This is a genomic window from Clostridium acidisoli DSM 12555, from assembly GCF_900176305.1.
In the GTDB taxonomy this organism is placed as follows: Bacteria; Bacillota; Clostridia; order Clostridiales; family Clostridiaceae; genus Clostridium_I; species Clostridium_I acidisoli.
Genome location: NZ_FWXH01000004.1, coordinates 29,074 through 53,499, shown reverse-complemented (window position 1 = coordinate 53,499; position 24,426 = coordinate 29,074). Strand labels below are relative to the sequence as shown.

The following is a 24,426-nucleotide window of genomic DNA, read 5'->3' as shown; positions in this document are numbered from 1 at the left end:
TTCAATAAAATGATAAGTTAAAACATTCTTTTTAGCAATAACGCACTTTATACTCATATAGTTACAAAAAGCATACTATAGTTTAATTGATATGAATATATTTAAAAAAATTAAGTAAACTAATCAAGAAAATATTGATTAAAGGAAGTGTTTTTATAATGTCAAAGCAACTAAAATCTAGTACAGATAATCAATGGGCATCACAAAGTAATAAGCCATTTAAATCTTCAACTAGCAAAGGTAAAGAAGAGAAGACAGAAACAGACAATCAATGGACTACAACTGTTAAAAACAATACTCCTGAAAAATAGAAGTTTATTAATCTCTAAATTGAGTATGATAGTTGAAGGTTAATGTTTATTTTAAACTTAACATTCAACTATCATACTTATCTTTTTTTCGCAAGTTTTTCTTTAATAATTATGTTTTCCTTGTCACTTGCAAACAATTTCTTTCTTAAATATTCATTTTTTTCTTTTAAATTTTCATTAGTTTTTATATAAAAATTAGTTTTTTCTTCTTGATATTTTATTTGCTTTTTTTTAAGTTCCACTTCTCTCTGTAGCCTAGCTACATTCTCTTTAAGCTTTAATATCTGATTCTCATTTTTAATTTTTTCTGAATTAACCTCTTGAATCCTCCAATATATTCTTCTTAAACATGTTTCTAATTCCTCATCCTGAATTTTTTCTGTACATCTGTGTATTGACTGATTTACAAAATCATTTTTATTATCCGTTTTTTTATAAATTATTTCTATATCAAAGCTTTTACATTTAATTTCTGGTAAAAAAAAATTATCAGTAACTGTATTTGAAACAGTATCTATATTAGAAATTTTAACTTCATTATTCAAATCTCTTCCTACTATTAACAGTACATTTTTTTCAGCAATGAAACAAATTTTTTTTATCTCTTTAAAATTAGTCTGTATTTTTCCAACCTTTTTTTCATTAAATCTGTCAATTATTTCAACTTGATTCAAGCTGGAATTTATTGCATACAAAAACTTTTCTTCTAATTCAATTGAGGTAATTAATCCCTTATTCTCAAAATATATTTCTTTGTTTTCTCCTGTTAATATATTTAACTTAACAATAGAACTTCTATATTTTTCTGTATTTCCTCCTTTATTTCCAATATAAACATATTCATCATCTTCTAAACATATACAATATGGACTTAGTCCTATATTCAAGTGTCTTGATATTAAATTTAGAGAGGTTACATCGTATATACTCAATTCTTTACATAAGAGGTCTAACACAAATAGTCTCTTTTTTATTTTATCAAGTTTTATGCAACTAATAGCCATAAATCCAGACATAGTTCCAGCTATCTTACCATTTTCCAAATTGCAAATGTATATTTTATCTACATCGCATACATATATTTTTTTCTGCTCTAAATCAAGTTGTATATTCCCGCTATTAGGAATATCATATTGTTTTTTTATTTTTCCATCACAATCCATAGCTAAAATTAACCCTTTATCCATATACGTTATATAGTATATAAAATCATTTTTTCCCACAAAATATATCTCATCCCCTAACTACCATTAATATTTATACATCACTAGATCTTCTCCTAAGAATTTTTCTCAAAATTGTTTGATTTTTTTCTGTAATAAGATCCTCCTGCAATTTCTTATTCTCCTCATTTAACAATTCAACTTGTTTTTTTAATATATTATTTTTTTCTTCATTTTCCTTTAGTTTATCTTGAAGTTTACGTGTAATAGCTTTTTCCTGAATTAATTGATTATTTATTCTATCTAGTTCCTTTTGTATACTTTGTTGTATTTCTAAAAACATTTTATTTTTTTTAAGACTTAATTTATTTTTATAGCCTTTTTCATACTCCTCAATTAACCTATTCTTTTTTTCAAGTTGTATATTAATGAAATCAATTTCTTTTTCCAATTTTTTATTGGTCTCACTCACCTCAACAAATTTGTCACTAATTTCCCCCCCACTTTTATTATTAACTTCATCATTAGAATCATCCTCATCATTTTTAATAAATTTATCCATAAATAAAATTTCAAAGTCAGGTTCCATTATGCAATATATTTTTATTGTATTAACATAAACCTCTCCATCTACAATGGATGAATAACATGTTTTAATTTTAGCCGAAGCATCTATATCTAAATACTTTGCTGAACTCCACTTATCATTTTTAAACTTTGAATAATAAATCTTACCTTCTTCAATCCAACTAGAATAAAGAGCATCATCATAATTAAACAGATTTGGTTCAATAACTTCATTTTTGCTATCCATTATAGTATAACTTTTCATATTTCCACTTAAATTAATAAATACATGTTCCAATATATACTTGTTTTTTTCAATGGATTTGTTTATCAAATTTGTTCCATTTAAGTCCTTTATTACTTCAAATTCTATTTTATTTCCTTGTATATTATAAAGCCAATTAGCCGCAGTCCATTTCTCATCTTTATAAATGCTTATTTTAAGTGAAAGGCCATCACCTTGATCTGTAATAAAATAAATTTCCAGTTTATCATCAATTGACACAGTTCTAAAATAATCTTCAATACCTTCTTTAAGTATTATATTTTCTATAGTATATATATCAATCTTCTCACCACTCCAAATAAAGTCAACTAAAATTCCATGATCATTGGCATTATTTACTTTTAGTAAATAAAATATGTGCATCTTACCATTAAAAATTAAAATCTTTAAGTCTTCTATTGTAAATTTATCATCAATATTATAAATTAATTTACCTAACCATTGTTTATTTTTAAATGTACAATACTTTAGCTCATTACCCTCATTTGCATAAATTATATGGATGATGTCTTCTTCTATATAAATGCTGTATTTAATTACATGATCTGCTACAATTTTTTCTTTTGTCCATTTACATTTGTCATACATTACTTCGTATACTAGATTGCCGTTTTCTTTTAATTTAAACTTCCATATATTTTTTATAAAATCAATATATACCCACTCATGTGTATTATTCATAAAACTCCACCTCTATAAATTTATATTTTGCCACAAGCAATTTTATAACTTATGAATTTCTTAAACATCACCATTTTTCCATTTATGCATATGATGTAATGTAAGTATTATATAGATTTTTATCTAATTGAAAGTCTCTAAAAGGAGGAAAGTATATGTCTATCAATTTTGATAAATTTGTACCTAGACCGGGGCTTGTAAATAAGCAAGGACGTTTGCCAGACCCTTCAGAATTAGTTTGCATAGAAGTCCCTAAAGTATTTGACCAATGTCTTATAAAAAGATGTCTTGTTTATGATCCAGGTCCTGATACAAATTCAACAGATGCAGAGCTTAGAAGTAACCCATTAGATGATCCAAAGATATACATCGGAAGTAGAGATTTTAAAATAAATTTATTATCTGTTGAAAAAATCCCTCTTACTGATAATCCAGATTTTAAAAAATTAATTATTACCTATACTATTTCTTTTTACTCAGACTATATTAGCAAGGCTGCGGTAAACAAAACTGAATTCTTTGAAATAAACAGAACTGATGAGATTGGAAAGTTTTATTGTCCTGATTCATTATCACAAGATTCTAATGACTTTATACCCGGTGACAAAAAAGGGTCTGAAAATAATATTATAAAACTAGAAATGGTTGCAAGTGCACTACAAGGGTTACTTACAAAAGGTGAAGATTGTTGCGATGTTCTAGATATAACCTTGGGTTATTACATCATTGTAAAATGTGAACTTATCGTACAGCTTCTTATACCAGCTTATGATTATTGCCCAGTACCTAAAGAGCCTTGCAAACCTGAACCAGAAGAAAATGTATGTGAGAAATTTAAGACCGCACCTGTACCTAAATTTTACCCTGATCAAAATTTAACTCCATTATTTTCTGAACCCGATGATGAAACTTGTGAGTAAAAGCTAGCAAATATAAGCTTTTCACACTTTGTTAGAAAATTCATATACTGTATTGAAACAAATATTTAAGCCCAAATATTTATTAACTTTATAATTAAGATAATAGAGGAGGATTATTTTATGAATTCACTTATAAATACAAACAACGGAGATTGCCATGAACACCATAGAAGATGTGTTGATCCTTGCCCACCACAATATTGTGAGTTTAAATCACATGAAGAGTTACATCCAATACCAGGTGGTGCTCTTTTAGAGATTGGAAAGGGGTCTTCAGTCTTAATAAATGCTGCTATTGCACCTACCATAACTGCTGCTACACCACGTTTAATCGCTCAAGTTACTTTAGATCCTACAGGATTTTGTTTTCCTAATTTAAAAATTGAGTTTTCAAGCTTAATAAATCTTACTGGAATTTTAGGTGTTGGTGATAGTATTACTATCCAACTAAGTAGAATACGTTATGGATATTCAGCTTCATCTGTAAAGGAGCCTCTACAAACTTACACAATATCTTTGCCAACTTTAGCTGCTGCTATTAATACAGCTTCTATTCCATTTAGCTTTATTTACGGAGAAGAAAATATAAGATTAAGAGAAAGCACTTACCTAGTTGAAGTAGTTGCTGCTAGTTTACTTGTTGCAGATACTGGAAATGTTCAAATTCAAAATGCAAATATAGCTGCACTTGCAGTAGGTGGTGTACGAGTAGATTAATTTTACTCCATACCGTTTATTATTTTTAAAGGAATACCCTTTTGGTATTCCCTTTTTAACTAGTTTTTTTCTTCTAAATTATATTTAAATTTTTTCTTTACCTCTAAAAGATATTCTATATCATTTAAAAATTGAAATAACATTGCCCTGTTTTCAAACTCCTCCCTTGATTTAGGGAGGTTTTGAATCTTACAAGCTTCCATAATTTTCTTCAATTCCTCTATGAGTTTTTCTGCCGTATTATATTCACTAAGATTTAAAGCTACATTTTCTGTAAATGCTGCTACCATTTCTGTTTGCTGAAAATTCATATAAAATTTTACGAAATGTTTTCTCATATATTTTAATATTTCATATTGAAGTGTTCTCATCTCCATATATTGAACATAATATTTTGCTTCGTTAATAATATAATTATTCAAATTCCTATATGCCCTTTCAGTACCTTCTTTTAAAGTCATTTCTAAGCTATTAAAAAGTTTTTCTTCTTCAATGTGTACAGACTGCCCCCTTAAATCTTCTGCCATATGAAATAAAATCTTTCTCATATAATCTTCAATGTCCCTTTGATTTTCTTTTATTTTTCCTTCGATTTTAGGCATATATATATTTAAGACAATTGCAATTCCCGCACCTATGAACATAAGTAAAATTTCATTTTTTATCCAAAATACAGATATAGACTTTTCAACTAACAAATGAGTTACTAGTACTGAACTTACAACAATCCCATCCGTAATTTTAAAGATTACCGTAAGCGGAATAAATATTACTAAATACACTCCAAATACAATTGCAGTATATCCAAAAATCCAAAACAAAATACCTGATATAAGTAATGCTAACAGTGTTGACTCTATTCTTTGAAGCGCGATAGTTATTGATGTTTTCTTTGTATTTTGCACACTTAAAATTGTTATAATTCCAGCGGCCGCCGCATATTTTAAACCTAAGCTCTCTGCAATGATAATGGCAATTGCTGAACCTAATGCTGTTTTTAAAGTTCTAAGTCCAATTAGTTTTTTCATATTCTCACCTCTTTATTTTAAAGGTTTTAGTAATTTATCGAAAAATAATTTATGCAAAACTCCAATAAATAAATTCCTAAAATATATACCATTTATGCTATAATTATTCATATACCTTCACCAATTACACTGATACTAAGGACAAGGAAGTAGGTTTCTCTATGAAAATATTACTAGTTTCAGATAACGAATCAACATATATATGGGATTTTTTTCAAAAAGAAAAATTTGATGATATAGACCTTATTATATCCTGTGGAGATTTAAAATCAACTTATTTAAGCTATTTAACTACTATGATTCATGCCCCACTTTTTTATGTGCATGGAAATCACGATAGCAATTACATAAAAAATCCACCTTCTGGTTGTGAATGTATAGATGATAAGCTAATTGTCTACAATGGAGTTAGAATTTTGGGTCTCGGTGGTAGCATGAAATACAAAGAAGAACCATTTTTATATACAGAAAAACAGATGTGCCATAAAATAAACAAACTCAAATTTAAAATCTTTTTAAAAAAAGGATTCGACATACTTGTAACACATGCACCTGCCAATGGTATCAATGATGATAACGATTTATGTCATGAAGGTTATGTATGTTTTAATAAACTTTTAGACAAGTTTTCTCCAAAATATTTTCTACATGGGCACGTACATATGAATTATGGCAAAAAACCAAGGCTCACAATGTATAAAAGTACAAAAATTATTAATGCATATGAATATTATATCTTAGAATATTGAAATCTTGTATACTTACTTTATTTTTTTCATTATAGCAAGTGGGTGAAGGGTTTTCACCTATGCTTCGCGGTGAAAAGGCGAAGGGTCGACAAGTCGAGGTGATGGGTTTGACGGGCGCTTTGCTGGTCAAAGGTGATGGGTTTTCCGTGGGAAAAAGCTATGGATGATTTTTCTCCGCCATGCTACGAAAAATCTTTAAACTTAATTAGTTACAATCTAAAGTATTTTGCCTTTCATTTTTTTCACCGAAGGTCGTGGTGTTTGGCGTATAAGTATTATTAAAATATTAACCATCGTATAACCACAAAGGCTACGCCTAAAAGCAAAAAACCTACGGTTAAAACATATTGTAGAGTTATCTTCATATATTAGGACATTTAAATTTATTATTTTTCCGACCTAAGGAGGAAAAATTTCCTTAGCCTTTATGGATTTATCCATAAACCCTTCACCTATTATTGGCAATTTCTTTGTATTATGCTTCAATCTGATTATTTTACATATTCCTCTGCTTCAACATTATCAACCATCCACCGCATATTTAAAATATCATCTGGTGCTGCTTCCTCATCTTCAGCAATTTTTAATGTTCCTTTATTATCATAAATTGGTCCTGTAAATGGATTAAATTCATTTGATACAACCATCTTCTTCATAGCCTGCACAAGTTTTTGCACCGGCACTGGCACATATTTCTTAGAGTAATATATGTCAACTACCCCTTCAGACATCCCATACCAAAAATTGATTAGTTTAGAATTTTGACTAAACATATCGACTATAAACTTGAAACTGTCATTCAATATATTATTCAAAATTTTTTCATAATAAACTCCCCAGTTCCAAATTGGAGCTGCCAAATATTTGTTTGGCTCTTTACTTCCATTTTCAAAACTGCAAAGCATAGAATACACACCGTATCTTTCCGTTTCATCTCTAGCTACCTTAAGATTTCTATTTGAAATAACATCACAATTTTTACTATGAAGCTTTTCTTCTGCATTAGTAAATTTTTCATGACTATTCCATTCCCTAGTCCACGCAACCTTTACCTCTGAATATGGGTTTACAATCTTAGCTCCCAATGCAAAAGAATTAATCCCTGAAATAACTTCCGAAGATGGATTTGTTGCTGCATAACCAATTATATTAGTTTTAGTCATTGCCCCTGCTATAATTCCAGTCAAGAATCTAGGTTCATAAATTCTTCCAAAATAACAACTCATATGCTCATAAGGTCTATCATCTGAACAATTAAAAAATTTTACATTTGGATATTCTAATGCACATCTTAATGTAGCATTTCTAAAAATAGGACTAGTTGTAAAAATTACATCGTTTCCCTCTTCTGCAAGCGTTTTTATATAATTATAATCCTGATCATTTTCAGGAACACTTTCAATATACTTTGTTATAATTTGATTTCCTAACTTTTCATCTATATATCTTCTGCCTAGTTCATGTCCATATGTCCATCCTGAAGTCTTAATAGTTCTTGCATAAACAAAAGCCACTTTTAACTTTTTAGGAATACTTATTAAATTGGATATAGTTGAAAGCATACCGCCAGTTTCATTTTCTGAATCCGTTTGAATTTCTATATTTTTATCTCGAAAATGAACTAATTCTTTTAATAACTGCTTTAACCTATTTTCTAGTTCATCTATATTAATAGTTTCATTTATTCCGTATAGCGAAACATATTCTAGAAATGCATCTCCTGTAGTAATAGGTAGCTTTTGTCCACCTAATCTATGATATACCTCTCTGAATGTATCATAAATAAAATTTTTGAAATGTTTGTATTTATTATCACCAATTTTAAGTTCTGGTTTATACTCTTTAAGTAATGCCATAAGCTTATGAAAACTGTGCTTTTTGGTAAACCATATTGAGTTTATCTTTGTCTTATTGTAAAAGTCTAGAAATTCATAGTATATATTATTTATAACGTCATGGTCTTTTTTCTTTGGCACAAGTCTTATTACTTCGGCGGTAATAGAAAATGCTCCAAAGTATTCCAAAACACTTACTCTCTTATTTCCTTCAATTACATAGAAATAATTTAAATATTCATATACTTTAATTGGCTGATTTATTCCTTCTTCTAAGTGATGATTGCACAATGCAATCCATTTAGACTTAAATTCAGATTTTCCTTCAATTATTGGCATAAAGTTTTTAGAAAAGCTAACACTTCTTAGATGTGAGTAAGTACCAATAATTTTTTTTAATGGTATTTCCAAAGTCCCTAGTTCTATATTTGCAACTATTTCTTCATCTTTAAGTATTTCTTCGAGACATACAAGTTTACCTTCTAACAAATACTCCTTTTTTCCTCTTTTAATTGCTTCCTTATAATGGTTTTCTGCTTCCAAAGTAAAAACCTCCTGCACTCCTCTGAGTCTGTAAATAATTCTAAATTATTTAAAAGCCAAACTAAATTAACACTCTCCTATAATATTAACACATATTTATTGATATTGTTGAATAAATAATTTGATTTTTTGTCTTAGTTTTAGCTAAAAATAAAGGATGATTTTTCTCATTATAATAGAAAAATCATCCTTATTAAAGCATATTAAAAAGCTATTCTATAAATTGAACTAAATCTTTATCCAATTTAGATATTCTTGCTAAAGAATATACATCATATCCTTTAGTCTCTAAAAGTTTTCTACCAGGTTGAAAGGACTTTTCAATAACAATGCCTATTCCTGTAAGTTTTGCTCCTGCTTCATCAATTATACGCGCTACACCCATTGCAGCCTCACCGTTGGCTAAAAAGTCATCAATAAGCAAAACTTTATCATTTTTATCTATATATTTTTTAGAAAGTGTCAATTCATAATCCGTATCCTTCGTAAATGAATGCACAGTAGTCTGATAAACCTCTCCATTTAGAATCTTAGAATTTTGTTTTTTAAGTATTACAAATTTTACATTCATTTGCATTGCTGCCATAGCTGCTGGTGCAATACCAGAACTTTCAATTGTAAATACCTTTGTAATTCCCTTTTCTTTAAAATAGTCCTTAAAATATGTTCCTATTTCATACATTAAATTTGTATCTACCTGATGATTAAGGAATGAATCCACCTTCAACACATTTTCATTTAATGCATGTCCTTCTTCAATTATGCGCTTTTTTAATGCCTTCATCTATTACACCTCAATAATTTTTATTTTGTATCTTCCTTAAGTATTAAATTTAATAATAATGCTGCTATTGTTCCAGTTGAAATTCCTGATGAAAAAATCATCTTCAATGCATCTGGAAGTTTGGCAATAACATCTGGACGGAAAGTAACTCCTAGCCCAAGCCCTATTGATGTGGCAATAATTAGTAAGTTTCTGTTTGTAATTTTTACATTGCTTAAGCTTTGAATTCCAGCTGCTGCTACCGTTCCAAACATTACGATTCCTACACCACCAAGAACTGGCTGTGGCATTATATTTATAAGTGCTGCGAACTTAGGTAATAATCCTAAAATAACCAGTATAATTCCTGCCATCATTGTAACGTAACGACTTGCTACCTTAGTTAGTGGTATAAGTCCTATGTTTTGACTAAAAGAGGTATTGGGCATTGCTCCAAAAAAACCAGCAAGCATGCTACCAACACCATCTGAAAGAACACCTGCACCTATACGTTTATCATCTAATTCTACTTTTGATACTTCGCCAATTGCCTTAATACATCCAACAGTTCCAATAGTTGATACCAAATAAGCTGGTATAAAAGGTAACACTGCATCCAATTTAAAATTTACACCATGTGCTAAAATTTGTGGTAATGATACTAAACTTGCATTTGAAACTGAATCAAAATTAACCATGCCTAGTGGAATGCAAATTAAATATCCTACAAACATTCCAATTAAAACTGATGCACTACTAATAAGTCCTTTTCCATAGTGATTTATTAATAAAGTTATTATCATTATAAAAAGAGAAATTCCTATATTTTTTAAGCTTCCATAATCCTTTGCTCCAGCTCCACCTGCTGCCCAATCCATTGCCACAGGTATTAGCGTTAAACCTATTAATGTAACAACTGTTCCTGTAACAATTGGAGGAAATAATTTCATTAAAGGTTTTATAAAAAAGCTTAAAACAATTACAAGTATTCCACCTAAAATAGTTGCCCCTAAAATTCCAGCTAGTCCATACTTTGCACCTACTGCAATAGCTGGAGCCACAAATGTAAAATCTGTTCCCATAACACAGGCTATTTTTGCACCTACTGGGCCTACTTTTTTTGACTGGATAAAAGTAGCAATACCTGCCATTAATATTGAGCTACTAATTAATGCTGTTGATGTTTTTACATCAAACTTTAATGCCGCTGAAACAACTATTGGAACAACTATAATTCCGCCAAAAGCAGCAAATATGTGCTGAAAACCTAATAAAATTTGTATTAAAGTTTTAGGTTTATCCTCAATTCCATAGTTTAATTCATTACTAACATCTTCTTGTTTTAGTTTTTCCATGTTGTATTCTCTCCTATGCTAAAAATAAATTTAATCATACATAAACACTTACATAGATACATGTCCTACTTTAATAAGAAATAAAAAAAAGCACCTCAAAATAAATTGAGATACTGAGTTTAATAAAATGTACACTATTATATATACATTTCAAAACACATTACCTCGTAGTCTGCTATTTTATGGCTAGCAGGTAGAAACTTTCGGACCACATTACCGATATTATACGAGCTTTTGTATGATATAAATCATTATATCATAACATTCCTGCTTGTAAACAGCATAATAAAAACTCCTAATAGACGTTATATAGACGCTAAAATAATATACTATTATTAAATACACTTAAGGGGGATTATTTATATGATTAATAATTCAGATATTGAAAATACCATGAAAATAACCTTAGATGACAGTTTTCCTGATATGCCTAGCTTTACTAGCGGCATAAGAAGAGCTCCTGATAGAGGTTTTTCCTTAACTCCTGCTCAAACAGAAATTGCTTTAAAAAATGCACTAAGGTATATAAATCCAAAATATCATGAAGTCTTAATACCAGAATTTCTTTCTGAATTAACAACTCGTGGAAGAATTTATGGTTACAGGTTTAGACCAGAAGGAAGAATTTATGGTAAACCAATAGATGCTTATAAAGGTAAATGTGTTGAAGGTAAAGCCTTCCAAGTTATGATAGATAACAACCTAGACTTTGAAGTTGCCCTTTATCCTTATGAACTTGTTACCTACGGAGAAACCGGCAGTGTTTGTCAAAATTGGATGCAATATAGACTTATTAAAAAATATTTAGAGCAGCTAACAGTAGACCAAACCCTTGTAGTAGAATCAGGTCATCCGCTTGGTCTTTTCAAATCAAATCCAAATGCTCCAAGAGTAATAATAACAAATGCGTTAATGGTAGGTATGTTTGATAATCTTAAAGATTGGGAAGTTGCAGAACAAATGGGTGTTGCAAACTATGGTCAAATGACTGCTGGTGGTTGGATGTACATTGGACCTCAAGGCATAGTCCATGGTACTTTTAACACACTTTTAAATGCTGGAAGAATGAAACTTCACATACCAAATGATGGAGATTTACGTGGACATACCTTTGTAAGTTCTGGACTTGGTGGCATGAGTGGCGCTCAACCAAAGGCAATGGAAATAGCAAATGGTGTTGGAATTTTTGCTGAAGTTGATTTATCAAGAATAAACACAAGGCTTCAGCAAGGTTGGATTAAAAAAGTATGTTCTGATTTAGATGAAGTTTTTACCATTGCAAAAGAGTATATAGCTAAAAAGCAACCTATTTCAATTGCTTATCATGGAAACATAGTTGACTTATTAGAATATGTAGTTAAAAATAATGTGAAGATAGATTTACTATCCGACCAAACTTCTTGCCATGCAGTATATGAAGGAGGTTATTGTCCACAAGGTATCAGCTTTGAAGAGAGAACTAAACTTCTAGCGGAAGATAGAACTGCCTTCAATGATTTGGTAGACAAAACACTTAAAAGACACTTTGAATTAATAAAAATCATGGTGGCTAAAGGAACTTATTTTTTCGATTACGGAAATTCCTTTATGAAGGCAGTTTATGATGCTGGTGTTAATGAAATCTCCAAAAATGGTATTGATGATAAAGATGGTTTCATATTTCCTTCATATGTTGAAGATATAATGGGACCTCAATTATTCGACTATGGCTATGGTCCTTTTAGATGGGTTTGCCTAAGTGGGAAAAAAGAAGACTTAATTAAAACCGATCATGCAGCTATGGCCTCCATAAATCCTGATAGAAGATATCAAGATAGAGATAATTACAATTGGATAAAAGATGCAGAAAAAAACAAGATGGTTGTAGGTACACAAGCTAGAATCCTTTATCAAGACGCTATTGGCCGTATAAAAATTGCTCTTAAATTTAATGAACTTGTAAGAACTGGTGAGGTTGGACCAATCATGATAGGCAGAGACCATCATGATGTAAGTGGAACAGATTCTCCTTTTAGAGAAACTTCAAATATAAAAGATGGAAGTAACGTTATGGCTGATATGGCAATTCAATGTTATGCTGGAAATGCTGCTAGAGGAATGAGCCTTGTTGCACTTCATAATGGTGGCGGAGTTGGAGTTGGTAAATCCATAAATGGTGGCTTTGGTCTTGTTTTAGATGGAAGTTATAGAGTAGACGAAATCATAAAATCTGCTATAAGCTGGGATGTTATGGGTGGAGTTTCAAGACGTTCTTGGGCTAGAAACGAAAACTCAATAGAAACCATAATAGAATTTAACAAAACTCATGAAGGCACAGATCATGTAACAATACCTTATCTATCAGATGAAAATTTAATAAATGACGTTGTAGATAAATATTTTAAGGAGAAAATATGATAATTAAAAATATAGGCTGCCTTGTGACTTGTGCTGGTGATTTTCCAAAACTTAAAGATAACTTAAAAGACGCAGGAATAATAGAAAATGGCTATATTGTAACAAAAAACGAAATAATTATAGATGTTGGTCATGGTGATGGCTATAAAAAATATTTACCTGAAGATGACTTTGTAATAGATGCAGAAGGTAAAACTGTAACTCCAGGTTTAATAGATAGCCATACACATGTTGTATATGCTGGCTCTAGAGAATTTGAGCTTCCTTTAAAGCTTAATAACATGAATTACATTGATATACTAAACGCTGGTGGTGGTATACTAAGTACAGTAGAAAACACTAGAAAAGCTTCTGAATATGAATTAGAGCTTGAGACTAAAAAAAGGTTAGATTTGATGCTTTCACATGGTACAACTACTATTGAAAGTAAATCCGGTTATGGTCTTGATTTTGATACTGAAATCAAAATGCTTAAGGTTAACCAAAACTTAAACACAAAACATCCAATAGACATTGTATCCACTTATCTTGGTGCACATGCTGTACCAAAGGAATATAAAACGGATAGAAATGGATACATGGATTTCATTATAAAAGAGGTTATTCCTTATATAGCTGAGAATAATCTAGCAACCTTTATTGATTGTTTTTGTGAAAATGGAGTTTTTGATACTAATGAAGCAAGCAAGATTTTACTTGCAGGCAAAAAAGCTGGCTTAAAAATTAAAATTCATGCAGATGAAATTGAATCTGTAGGTGGAGCTGAACTTGCAGGTAAACTTAATGCTACTTCAGCTGAACATCTTGTAGCAGCAACTGACGCTGGAATAAAAGCAATGGCAGAAAATAAAGTTTGTGCAGTATTACTCCCAACAACTTCTTTTTACCTTATGCTAAATAAATTTGCACCGGCTAGAAAAATGATTGAAGCTGGGGTACCTGTAGCTCTAGCAACTGATTGCAATCCTGGTACCTCTCCAACAGAATCACTTCAGAGCACTATGACCTTTGCATGTTTTGGCTTAAAACTTTTGCCTGAAGAAATAATAAATGCCATGACTATAAATGCAGCTTATGCCATAGGCATGGAAGATGAAATTGGTAGTATTGAAGTTAATAAAAAGGCTGATTTAGTAATTTTCGATGCCAAGAATATAAATTACTTACTATATCATTTTGGAATCAATGCAGTTAATAAAGTCATAAAAAATGGTTCAATTGTCGTGGAAAATGGAAAACTTGTTTAGATATATTCTTATATCAGAAAGGACTAAATATGAATACAATTAAATTAAATGGTAGTGAACTTACTATTACAGATGTTATAAATATAGCTTTTCATGGCTATAAAGTAGAAATTGATGAAGCTGCAAAAGATGGAATTATAAAATCAAGAAAAATAGTTGATGACATAGTTAACAATAATAAAATAGCCTATGGCATAAATACAGGCTTTGGTAAATTTTCAAACGTAACAATTTCAAAGGATGAATGTAAGGATTTACAGAGAAAATTGATTTTATCCCATGCTTGTAGTACCGGCAATAATTTTCCAAAGGAAATTGTAAGATCAGTAATGCTTCTACGTGCAAATGCATTATCAAAAGGATATTCTGGAATACGTTTATGTGTTATAGAAACCCTACTTGAAATGTTAAACAAAGGTGTGCATCCAATTATAAGAGAAAAAGGGTCTTTAGGTGCTTCTGGTGATTTATCCCCACTTGCTCACATGGTTCTTCCAATGCTTGGTGAAGGTGAAGCTGAGTTTAATGGTGAAGTTTTACCTGGAAAAATCGCTATGGAAAGAGCTGGCATTGCCATTGTTGAGTTAACTTCCAAGGAAGGCTTAGCTCTTATCAATGGAACTCAAGTAATGACTGGTGCTGGAGTTATCGCTTTATATAACAGTATTAACCTGCTAAAGTTAAGTGATATCGCAGCGGCTCTTTCTTTAGAGGCGCTAAGAGGTATAAGAACCGCTTTTGATCCAAGAGTTCAAAATGTTAGACCTCATGCAGGTCAAGCAGTTACTGCTGAAAATATACTCTCTCTAATTGATGGCAGCACTTTTGTAACAGATCAAGGTGAAATAAGAACCCAAGATGCTTATACCCTAAGATGTGTTCCTCAAGTACACGGTGCCAGCAAAGATGCTGTAAACTATGTAAAGAGAACAGTGGATATAGAGATGAATTCTGCCACAGACAATCCTCTTATATTTGACAATGGTGATGTTATTTCCGGTGGTAATTTCCACGGACAGCCGATTGCTTTAAGTTTTGACTTTTTAGGTATTGCCGTTGCTGAGATTGCTAATATATCTGAGAGAAGACTTGAAAGGCTTATAAATTCAAATTTAAATGATTTACCTGCCTTCCTTGCTAAAAATGGAGGTCTTAATTCAGGTTTTATGATTACACAATATTCTGCTGCAGCCTTAGTATCAGAAAATAAAGTACTTGCTCATCCTGCTTGCGTGGATTCTATTCCATCTTCTGCAAATCAAGAAGATCATGTAAGTATGGGAAGTATTTCTGTCAATAAGTCTCTTGAAATTGTAAATAATGTAAGAAGAGTACTTGCCACAGAAATTATGGCAGCTTGTCAAGCAATAGACTTCAGAGAGGGCTTGAAGCTTGGTGTTGGAACTGCTGAAGCTTATAGACTTGTAAGAGAACATGTAGCCTTTATTGAAGAGGATACCATTATGTATAAAGAAATAGATAAATGTGAAGAACTTTTGAAGGACGGCACGCTTTTAGATGGTGTTGAGAAGATAGTTAAATTAAATATATAATAAAGTGAAACTAACACTCAGATGTGGTTTGATTTTGACACCATCTGAGTGTTAGTTTCACTAAAGTTCAGAATATAACATATGATTTAAAAAAGATATATAGGGTTATTTCATACCCTCAGCCTATACCCAGCTCCCCAAACCGTTTCAATATATTGAGGATTTGAGGGTGAGGACTCTATCTTTTCACGAACTCTAGCAATATGTACTGTAACTGTAGCACTGTCTCCAATAGCATCCATTCCCCATATTTTTTCAAACAACTCATCTCTACCAAAAACTTTGTTAGGATTTTCAGCTAGGTAAAGTAAAAGTTCAAACTCTTTTTGTGGTAAGGCAACTTCTTTTTCATTTATAAAAACCTGCCTTGATGACTTTCTTATGTCAAGACCTCTTATAATAACATTATCCTTTTCAATCTTTTTGCCAAACTTACTTTTAAGTCTTTCATAATTTTTAAGATGTGCTTTTACTCTTGCTACTAATTCACCAGGACTAAAAGGCTTAGTAATATAGTCATCTGCTCCAAGACTTAGGCCTTTTATTTTATCAATCTCTTCTTTTTTTGCTGAAACTAATAAGACTGGTATGTCTTTGTAGTCTTGGATACTTTTTAAAATATCAAATCCACTTAAGTTTGGAAGCATAACATCAAGAATAATTAAATCGTATTTATTTCTTTTTATTTCATTCAGTGCTTTCATGCCATCCTCACATATTTGAACTTCAAAATCAGATAACTCTAAATAATCTTTTTGAAGTGTAGCAATACTAACATCATCTTCAACTATCAAAATCTTTTTCATAACCTTTTACTCCCATTTCTTATTTTTGCTAGAGATATTAATATACTTGTACCTTTATTTCCATGGCTTATTCCCCATATTCTACCTTTATGACCTTCTACAATTTGTTTTGCAATAGCAAGTCCTAGTCCGCTACCCTTGGTTTGACTTCTTGCAGCATCTGCTCTATAAAATCTGTCAAATATATTATTTATTTTATCTTTGTCAATTCCAATACCATTATCTCTTATTTCAATAATAATACTTAAGTTTGTTTCTCTAAGCATTATATCAATTTTACCTTGATCTTTATCCATATATTTACGAGAGTTATCAATAATATTCATTATAACTCTTTTCATTCTCTCTAAATCGATCTTCACATATTTTGAATCTGTTATATTATTTTCTAAATTAACTTCAATATTTACTTTTTCTAATTCAGGTTTAACCTCATAAATACAATATTTAAAATATTCCACTATGTCTGTTTTTTCAAAATTAAATGGGATTTGTTTTAAATCTAGTTTAGAATATAAAAGCAAATCATCTATCATTAAATCTATATTTTCTGCTTTTGAATAAATGGTTCTTAGATAGAACTCTCTTTTCTCTTCCGTGTTAGCTACATTATCTAAAATCCCCTCTACATAACCCTTAATTGATGTTATTGGAGTTTTTAAATCATGTGATATACTTGATACAAGCATTTTTCTGTCCTCATCGTATTTAGCTCTCATACGAATAGAATCTTTAAGTTGTATTCTCATAACTTCAAAATCACGACACAACTCCATGATTTCTTCATCACCAACTTCATTTATCTCACACTCTAAATTTCCTCTACTAATCTCTGTTGTTGCATTTTTTAAAAATTCGACAGGTTTAATTATTTTTTTTGAGAGGGAATATGAATTAACAATATTTACTATGACAAATGAAATTATAAGTACTATGAGGATTACTAAAATAAGTATTTCAAAAACATCAACATTCTCTCCTATAGGTGCAAGTAGTATTACATTTCCAACAATTCCATCTTGAAATTTAATGTCCGCTACTTCAACAATATACGTTGTATTATCAATTTGAACCATGCTTTCACCTGCTTGCTTTTTTACTTCATCCGCACACCTATAGGCATCAAATTGATTTATACTTTTTGAAGTTGAAAGTACTGAATTGTTCTTAATTATTATGTATTTTCCATTTAAATTAGAAAGCCTCTGCTCTAAGTATTTTTGAAATTGATCCTTTTCTATTGAATGGCTATCCCCCATGGATATTCCACTGGCTATATCAAATACTTCTGCCTTAATAGATGTAAGTCTTCTAAAATTATTATAACTTACATCTTTGTTTAAAGCTTTTGTGGAGATAATTATAAATATAAATGCTGCTGTAATTGTAATAACAATAGGAATTACTACCGTTAATGTATTTGAAATAACTAACCGCTTTTTTATCTTCATTTTTTTCACCTAAAAATTTTTTTTATCAAACAAATAAAAACCACCTGTAAATAATATTATACCATAGCTGCATAAAAGCAAAAACTCACGTAAAATTTTAATAAAAGGGAAAACACTCATTATCCATAAATTATACCAATCTAACATAGAAGTAAAAAATATACCGGAGTAATCTGAAAATAAAATTCCTAATACCTTAAAACCAAGAAAAACAATAATAGACAAGAAAAACACCCCAATTCCGCTATTTATAAGGTTTGAAAAAAATATAATCATCATTACTAAAATTATCATTGGAAATATAGTTACTATATAAGAAATAAAAATTCTTATAATTCCATATGCAGTTAAAGTATTAGAATTAAAAATTAATCCTGCTAATACAGAAAACACCATTACAAACATAAGGTTTAGAAATACAAATAAAATTATTGCCGTAAGCTTTGCTGTGAAAAATTTAAATCTTGTAACCGGCCTTGTTAATGAAATCTTCATTGTATTTTGAGAAAATTCTCCTGAAAAACTGTCAATGGTTATAAGTGCAGCAAACAGCGGTATAATTGTATTGGCCACCACTGAAAGCACAAGTATCGGAAATTCCATGCTTCCAACTGTACGTACTCCAAAACCATTTCTTAGAGCAATGGTTGCAAGTTGTCCAACTATAATAAAAATAAGTGCCAGCGCTGCTGCTACTATAATCTTTTTCTTTTTATACAATTTTTCAATTTCATTTATTAATGTTGCTTTAAATCCTCCCATATCTTTCCACCTCACTCACAAAATAATTTTCTAAGGATGCATAATTGTTTAATATATTTTCAGTAGTGTCAACATTTAACATTCTACCATCGTATAATACCCCTATGCGATTGCAAGTAAGTTCCACATCGTGTATAAGGTGGCTTGAAATAAAAAAGGTTGTCTTCTCTTTTTCTGCAAGATTTTTTATAATGTTTCTAACATCTATCATTCCCTCAACATCAAGACCATTTAATGGCTCATCTAAAATAACAATTTGTGGTCTTGATAAAATTGCTGCTGCAATTCCAACTCTTTGTTTCATTCCAAGAGAAAACTTTTTTGTTCTCTCATTCTTATACTTTAACATTCCTACTAGTTCTAACACTTCTTCTATTCTTTTATCATCAATATTGTCATAATATCTTGCAAATTGTTTAAGGTTTTCATAAGCTGTTAAATAGGAATATGATTCTGCAGTTTCTATTATACAAGTTACATTTTCAATGGCTTTTTCAAATTGTTCTAATACACTGTATCCATTAAGCTTCACATCACCACTATCTGGTTTTGAAAGTCCAGTCATTATCTTCATAGTAGTTGTCTTTCCTGCCCCATTGGGGCCTAAAAATCCAAAAATCTCTCCTCTATTTATATCTAAATTTATATCTTTTATACCTCGTCCATTTTTAAACATCTTGTTAAGGTTTTTAATCTCAATAACCTTATCCATTTATATACCTCCAAATATTAAGTTTGTAAGCTGTATTAATTATATTAAATCTTAGTAGTAAGAAATTGCGAAGCAACTGATTAAAGCTTTTTACTCTACTACGTAAGTAAAAAGGTTAAAGATTGCCAGAAAGTAGCAAGATTAAAGAATTAACGGTAATGCCGTTAATGGTGAGAGAATTTGCTTTCAGCAAAAGGTTTAGAATAATTTTTCTTTGTTATGCTGCGAAAAATCTTTGAACTTAAGTCTATAATCTAATATATATTAGAGTTATCTTTAATTACTAAGACGTATAAAATTAAGTTCATTATTTTTCTAACGTAGGCGGAAAAATTTCCTTACCCTGTTACGTAAGTAACTTCTATCACCTTTGACGGCATTGGAATCGTCAAATCTTTCATCTAGCCGAAGGCTTTCTTTAACCTTTTTATCTAGCTTTAGCTATGATAAAATTCTTTAATCCTTGCTTCATACCATAAATTGTATTAAAACAATTTCACAATAATTTGTTTAATTAAATACTCTGTTATACTGCCAATTATATGATTGATCTTGACTATTGTTAAATCCAAAGTCTACTATAGACGAATCCATAGGTATACTCATATTTCCATCAATTTTGTTTCCCTTTGAATCTATAATTTTAAAATTAGCATTATATTGATCTTTAAAAATCGCAGTAAAATTACCATCTTTTATATTTGAAGAATAACCTTCATAACCCTTTATATATTGTTCTTGATATTTACCTATGATTTTTTTATTATCCACGCTTGTTAATTCTAACACTCTTTCACCAATTTTTACAAACTTGCCGTCTTTTTCAATTACTATGTCATTTTTATAAGTACCAACATACATTTGTGGATTGTCTATTTTGTTGTCATTTCCTTGCACATCACTTTGTTTAACTTTTTTTCCAGCAAGGTCTAGTTTATTTACTTTAGTAGCATTGATATCCACTACTTTAATTAAAGCTTCATAAGTTAAGTTATGAGCAGTACCTTTATCATCTTTATAAGAAATTTCTACACTTACTGAAGCATTTTGAATCAAACCATCTTTGTTTAATATCATATCCTCATTTGCACTTTTTACATATACATCACTTATGTTACTAGGAAATATACTTTGATTGTTGTTATTACCATTATTGTTTCTACTAAAGTTACTTTTCACTTCGTAGGACACTAGTGCATTAGCGATTGCAGGGATTTGACTTTCACTAATACTTCCTGATAATTCTTTTGTCCCATCAGCCTTAGGGTTTACTACCACTGAATCCTTAAGACTACCTACAATAGCATCCGCTATTTTTTCTAAATCTTGTTCCTGTTTTTGTTTAAAAGGATTTCTTACCATTGTAAAATCATTTGGTTTCTTGTAATTTGTAACATTATAATCATCTTTTTTACTATCATAGTCAATAATAGTGTTTTTATCAGCATAATAATAGTTGTTAATTTTAGGTTTATTAGCTTCGATTACAGTTCCTGTATTTTCTTCTGCATGCTTTGAGAAATCATATTTATTAACCTTGTCAATTTCACTAATAATACTTCCATTGTCCTTAATTACTGTTGAACTATTAATTGTACAACTCTGAAGCTTATTACTAAAACTATCTGCACTGTATTTTAATGCATCTTTAGCTTGCTCATAACCACTCTTAGAAGATACTTCTGCAAATGCAGTCGTTGCAAACATTAACGTTCCAACCATAAAACTTATAGCCATAACAGTCTTTTTACTAAATTTCATTTTACCTTCCCCTTTTTATATATTTAGAAAGCTTTCTATACTATTATTATAAATTTGTTCCCTTGATTTTTAGTAAACTAAATATAAACAAAAGATAAACTAAAATTAAATGCCTCCAAGACTTACATCTGGAGGCTAATTTTTTCAATAACATATTCAGTTTAATCTTCCAATTAAATCTTTAACTTTTTTAACTACATCTTTTTCATTAACACTAACTACATTACCATTAATAACTCTTTCTTTACCTGCAACAACTACATTTGAAATTGCATTGGGTTGCATTGAATAAACTATATTTGGGATTAATGATTGATTCTCTGAGTATATTGGCTGCAATGATAAATCATCCGCATCTATTCCAACAAAGTCAGCCATATACCCTTCTTCTATTTTTCCCACTTGTATTCCAAGAACTTTTCCACCGTTTTCAGTTCCCATAGCGAAAGCTTCATTATAATTAATAATTGTGCAGTCTAAGTTATTCACTTTTTGAAGTAAGGATACCATCCTCATCTCTTCAAAAACGCTAATACGATTATTGCTACAAGCTCCGTCTGTACCAAGCCCAACTGTCACACCGTTTTTAATTAGTTCTGGTATGTTTGTGACTCCATCTGCTAAAAACATATTACTTGATGGGCAATAAGCAAGATTTACTTTTCTTTGTCCCATAAGTCTAAGTTCTTTTTCATTAAGCCAAACAGAATGAACTGCTACTGTCCTTTCATCTAAAACTCCTATTTTATCAAGAAGTTCTACAGGCCTTAGTCCATGATTTTTTAACGTATCATTTACTTCAAACATTTCCTCGGCAACATGTATATGACATTTTGTATTAAGTTCCTTAGCAAGATTATGACCTTTTATTATCATATCAAGAGATGCTGCATGAAGGCTATGTGGCGCTGGAGATATTGTTACCATATTATCACCTTGATATTTTGCTGCTAAAGTTTTAATATTTTTGCTAGCAACTTCAATTGTTTCTTGATATCCCTTTGGCGCTCCGTCCCAATCATACATAGTTCTAGCTAACACAAGACGAATACCTACATCCTTTGCAGCACGTATTACTGCTTCATCACTCTTAATTCCATCATTATGTACATAAAAAAAATCTGAAACTGTGGTTACTCCATAACGCAGCATCTCAGTGAAAGCAAAAAATGCACCAGTATATATATCCTCTTCTTTAAGCATTGGCGAAAATTTATATAAAGCCTCATCTCTCCAAACAAGAAATGGCTTATCCGTTGCAACACTTCTTAAAAGACTTTGAAATGAATGATTATGGACATTTACCGTTCCAGGAATCATTGTGAGTTTATCCCATTTAATAATTTTTGCATCTTTATTCTCAAAATATACTTTTTCAAAATCGTCAATTTTTTTTATTATTCCATTTTCAACTAGTACAGCTTTATTCTCTAAAAATCTTAAATTTTGAAATAAAAATTTTGGTTTATATATAACTTTCATATTAATCAAGCTCCTTATCTAAAATTAATACTGCCTTTAAAAGTGCATTGGCGGCTTTTATTACATCTTCATCTTTAGTGTATTCATCTGCGCAATGACTTTTTCCATTAACGCTTGATACAAAAAGCATTGCCGTCTTTGTAATACTAGACATATGTACTGCATCATGGCCTGCCATACTTACAAGCTCCACCTTTGGTTCCTTTAATTCTTCTAAAGCTGTATTTAAAGTATCAACAATAAATCTATCCATTAAAACTTCTATCTGTTTAAGCATTGTATTAGCTATTATTTTTACTCCTCTTTCGTTTTCAATTTCTAGAATGCATTCATTAATTTTCTTGTAGATTATTTCTGCATCACTAAAATTAGGAGTTCTAAATTCCATTACTAAGTTTATCTCTCCAGGTATGATGTTTACTGAATTAGGATTAACCTCTAACTTTCCTACAGTTCCAACTACGTCATCTTTATGTATTTCTTTAACTATTTTTTCAAAGCCAAGACAAAGTTCTGAAGCTGCCATAAGTGCATCGTGTCTATGTTCCATTATTGTTGTTCCTGCATGATTTGTTTCTCCAACAACTTTAATCATCTCACGATAAATCCCAGTTACCTTTGGCACAACAGCTAGTGATAACTTTTTATCAAATAATCTTCTGCCTTGTTCTATATGACATTCTATGAAGGAACTCATAGCACCAGCTGAAATTTTTACGTTTTCTGTTTTTTCTAAATCTCCTCCAGCTTTTTTTATAGCTTCTTTAAGTCCTTCCACCTCTGAGATAGAACTAAGCTCTAATTTGCCAGAAGCAACTCTACTGCCTAATGTAGATAGGTTAAATTTATTGGGCTCCTCCGCTGTAAAAGATACCAGTTCTAAAGGATGCCTAAGTTTATAGTTGTTTTCTTTTATAACCTGAAGTATTTCTGTGGCAAGTATTATTCCCATAGCACCATCATACTTTCCACCACTAGCAACAGTATCGTGATGTGAACCAAGTACTATTGCTGGAAGTTTTTCATTTCCATCCACTCTAGCCCACATATTTGCTATTGAATCTATTTTAACTTTAAAGTTTAATTCATTTTCCCATAAGTTTTTTAGCCAATTTCTTGCTTCTATATCTGCTTCACTTCCAAAAGCTCTGTCAATGCCACCACCATTATTTTGTCCAAATTGTGATAGTAAATTTAATCTTTCTATTATTCTAACCTCATTAATAAGCAACATATTCACCTTTCTTTCTTACTCCTTATTATATAATTTTTACATCTTTAAAGCGTCTAATTTAGTTAGCTTTCAATAATTTCATTTAAAACCATTGTGATTTAAT

20 protein-coding genes and 1 riboswitch are annotated in these 24,426 nt (G+C 30.4%); of the genes, 7 read left to right on the top strand and 13 right to left on the bottom strand.

Features of this window, described 5'->3' with window-relative positions; translation table 11 throughout:
* Window positions 1-158 precede the first annotated feature (158 nt).
* The gene (locus B8978_RS19810) at window positions 159-311 is read left to right on the top strand and encodes a hypothetical protein (protein ID WP_176212647.1); all 153 of its coding nucleotides are present in this window, start codon (window positions 159-161) and stop codon (window positions 309-311) included.
* 77 nt (window positions 312-388) lie between these two features.
* Here the strand turns inward: B8978_RS19810 and B8978_RS08145 are convergent, their stop codons facing one another.
* Window positions 389-1,498 carry a YncE family protein gene (locus B8978_RS08145; RefSeq protein WP_139796006.1) on the bottom strand — a complete coding sequence of 370 codons (1,110 nt, stop codon included), beginning with the start codon at window positions 1,496-1,498 and terminating at the stop codon, window positions 389-391.
* Window positions 1,499-1,568: 70 nt separating this feature from the next.
* The gene (locus B8978_RS08140) at window positions 1,569-3,008 is read right to left on the bottom strand and encodes a coiled-coil domain-containing protein (RefSeq protein WP_084115157.1); all 1,440 of its coding nucleotides are present in this window, start codon (window positions 3,006-3,008) and stop codon (window positions 1,569-1,571) included.
* A 155-nt stretch (window positions 3,009-3,163) separates the two neighbouring features.
* Here B8978_RS08140 and B8978_RS08135 point away from each other — a divergent pair, with 155 nt between their 5' ends.
* Window positions 3,164-3,928 carry a hypothetical protein gene (locus B8978_RS08135; RefSeq protein WP_084115156.1) on the top strand — a complete coding sequence of 255 codons (765 nt, stop codon included), beginning with the start codon at window positions 3,164-3,166 and terminating at the stop codon, window positions 3,926-3,928.
* Window positions 3,929-4,048: 120 nt separating this feature from the next.
* Window positions 4,049-4,645 (top strand): DUF4489 domain-containing protein, encoded by a 597-nt coding sequence (locus B8978_RS08130; protein ID WP_084115155.1) that lies wholly within the window; start codon window positions 4,049-4,051, stop codon window positions 4,643-4,645.
* A gap of 59 nt (window positions 4,646-4,704) precedes the next feature.
* Here B8978_RS08130 and B8978_RS08125 read toward each other — a convergent pair whose 3' ends face one another.
* Entirely contained in the window at window positions 4,705-5,673 is a 969-nt protein-coding gene (locus B8978_RS08125) for an aromatic acid exporter family protein (RefSeq protein ID WP_084115154.1), read from the bottom strand.
* Window positions 5,674-5,834: 161 nt separating this feature from the next.
* Here B8978_RS08125 and B8978_RS08120 point away from each other — a divergent pair, with 161 nt between their 5' ends.
* Window positions 5,835-6,422 (top strand): metallophosphoesterase family protein, encoded by a 588-nt coding sequence (locus B8978_RS08120; protein ID WP_084115153.1) that lies wholly within the window; start codon window positions 5,835-5,837, stop codon window positions 6,420-6,422.
* Between the two features lie 491 nt (window positions 6,423-6,913).
* Here B8978_RS08120 and B8978_RS08115 read toward each other — a convergent pair whose 3' ends face one another.
* From B8978_RS08115 to B8978_RS08105, 3 genes are all read right to left on the bottom strand, one after another.
* A complete protein-coding gene (locus B8978_RS08115) occupies window positions 6,914-8,800 on the bottom strand; it encodes a BMP family ABC transporter substrate-binding protein (RefSeq protein ID WP_084115152.1) in 1,887 nt (628 codons plus the stop codon).
* A 211-nt stretch (window positions 8,801-9,011) separates the two neighbouring features.
* Window positions 9,012-9,584: a xanthine phosphoribosyltransferase gene (locus B8978_RS08110; protein WP_084115151.1), complete on the bottom strand. Its 573-nt coding sequence runs from the start codon at window positions 9,582-9,584 to the stop codon at window positions 9,012-9,014.
* Window positions 9,585-9,604: 20 nt separating this feature from the next.
* Complete coding sequence (locus B8978_RS08105; RefSeq protein ID WP_084115150.1) at window positions 9,605-10,918, bottom strand: nucleobase:cation symporter-2 family protein; 1,314 nt, start codon at window positions 10,916-10,918, stop codon at window positions 9,605-9,607.
* Window positions 10,919-11,066: 148 nt separating this feature from the next.
* Window positions 11,067-11,168: riboswitch (purine riboswitch) on the bottom strand.
* Between the two features lie 113 nt (window positions 11,169-11,281).
* Between B8978_RS08105 and B8978_RS08100 the strand changes: the two genes are divergently transcribed.
* The 3 genes from B8978_RS08100 to hutH are packed head-to-tail and all read left to right on the top strand — an operon-like array spanning window position 11,282 to window position 16,115.
* Window positions 11,282-13,315, top strand: a complete 2,034-nt coding sequence (locus B8978_RS08100) for a urocanate hydratase (protein WP_084115149.1) — start codon at window positions 11,282-11,284, stop codon at window positions 13,313-13,315.
* On the top strand, window positions 13,312-14,562 hold the full coding sequence (gene hutI / locus B8978_RS08095) for an imidazolonepropionase (RefSeq protein WP_084115148.1): 1,251 nt from the start codon (window positions 13,312-13,314) through the stop codon (window positions 14,560-14,562). Before B8978_RS08100 ends, hutI begins: the two co-directional genes overlap by 4 nt.
* Before the next feature lie 29 nt (window positions 14,563-14,591).
* A complete protein-coding gene (gene hutH / locus B8978_RS08090) occupies window positions 14,592-16,115 on the top strand; it encodes a histidine ammonia-lyase (RefSeq protein ID WP_084115147.1) in 1,524 nt (507 codons plus the stop codon).
* A 110-nt stretch (window positions 16,116-16,225) separates the two neighbouring features.
* Here the strand turns inward: hutH and B8978_RS08085 are convergent, their stop codons facing one another.
* The 7 genes from B8978_RS08085 to B8978_RS08055 all read right to left on the bottom strand — a co-directional run bounded on the left by B8978_RS08085 (window position 16,226) and on the right by B8978_RS08055 (window position 24,323).
* Complete coding sequence (locus tag B8978_RS08085; RefSeq protein ID WP_084115146.1) at window positions 16,226-16,921, bottom strand: response regulator transcription factor; 696 nt, start codon at window positions 16,919-16,921, stop codon at window positions 16,226-16,228.
* Window positions 16,918-18,372, bottom strand: a complete 1,455-nt coding sequence (locus B8978_RS08080) for a sensor histidine kinase (protein ID WP_084115145.1) — start codon at window positions 18,370-18,372, stop codon at window positions 16,918-16,920. Before B8978_RS08080 ends, B8978_RS08085 begins: the two co-directional genes overlap by 4 nt.
* Before the next feature lie 9 nt (window positions 18,373-18,381).
* Window positions 18,382-19,134, bottom strand: a complete 753-nt coding sequence (locus B8978_RS08075) for an ABC transporter permease (RefSeq protein ID WP_084115144.1) — start codon at window positions 19,132-19,134, stop codon at window positions 18,382-18,384.
* Entirely contained in the window at window positions 19,121-19,846 is a 726-nt protein-coding gene (locus B8978_RS08070; protein ID WP_084115143.1) for an ABC transporter ATP-binding protein, read from the bottom strand. Before B8978_RS08070 ends, B8978_RS08075 begins: the two co-directional genes overlap by 14 nt.
* A 510-nt stretch (window positions 19,847-20,356) precedes the next feature.
* On the bottom strand, window positions 20,357-21,607 hold the full coding sequence (locus B8978_RS08065; protein WP_084115142.1) for a hypothetical protein: 1,251 nt from the start codon (window positions 21,605-21,607) through the stop codon (window positions 20,357-20,359).
* Between the two features lie 156 nt (window positions 21,608-21,763).
* The gene (locus B8978_RS08060; RefSeq protein ID WP_084115141.1) at window positions 21,764-23,089 is read right to left on the bottom strand and encodes an amidohydrolase family protein; all 1,326 of its coding nucleotides are present in this window, start codon (window positions 23,087-23,089) and stop codon (window positions 21,764-21,766) included.
* 1 nt (window position 23,090) lies between these two features.
* Window positions 23,091-24,323, bottom strand: coding sequence for a M20 family metallo-hydrolase (locus tag B8978_RS08055; protein ID WP_084115284.1), 1,233 nt, complete (start codon window positions 24,321-24,323; stop codon window positions 23,091-23,093).
* Between the last annotated feature and the right edge of the window lie 103 nt (window positions 24,324-24,426).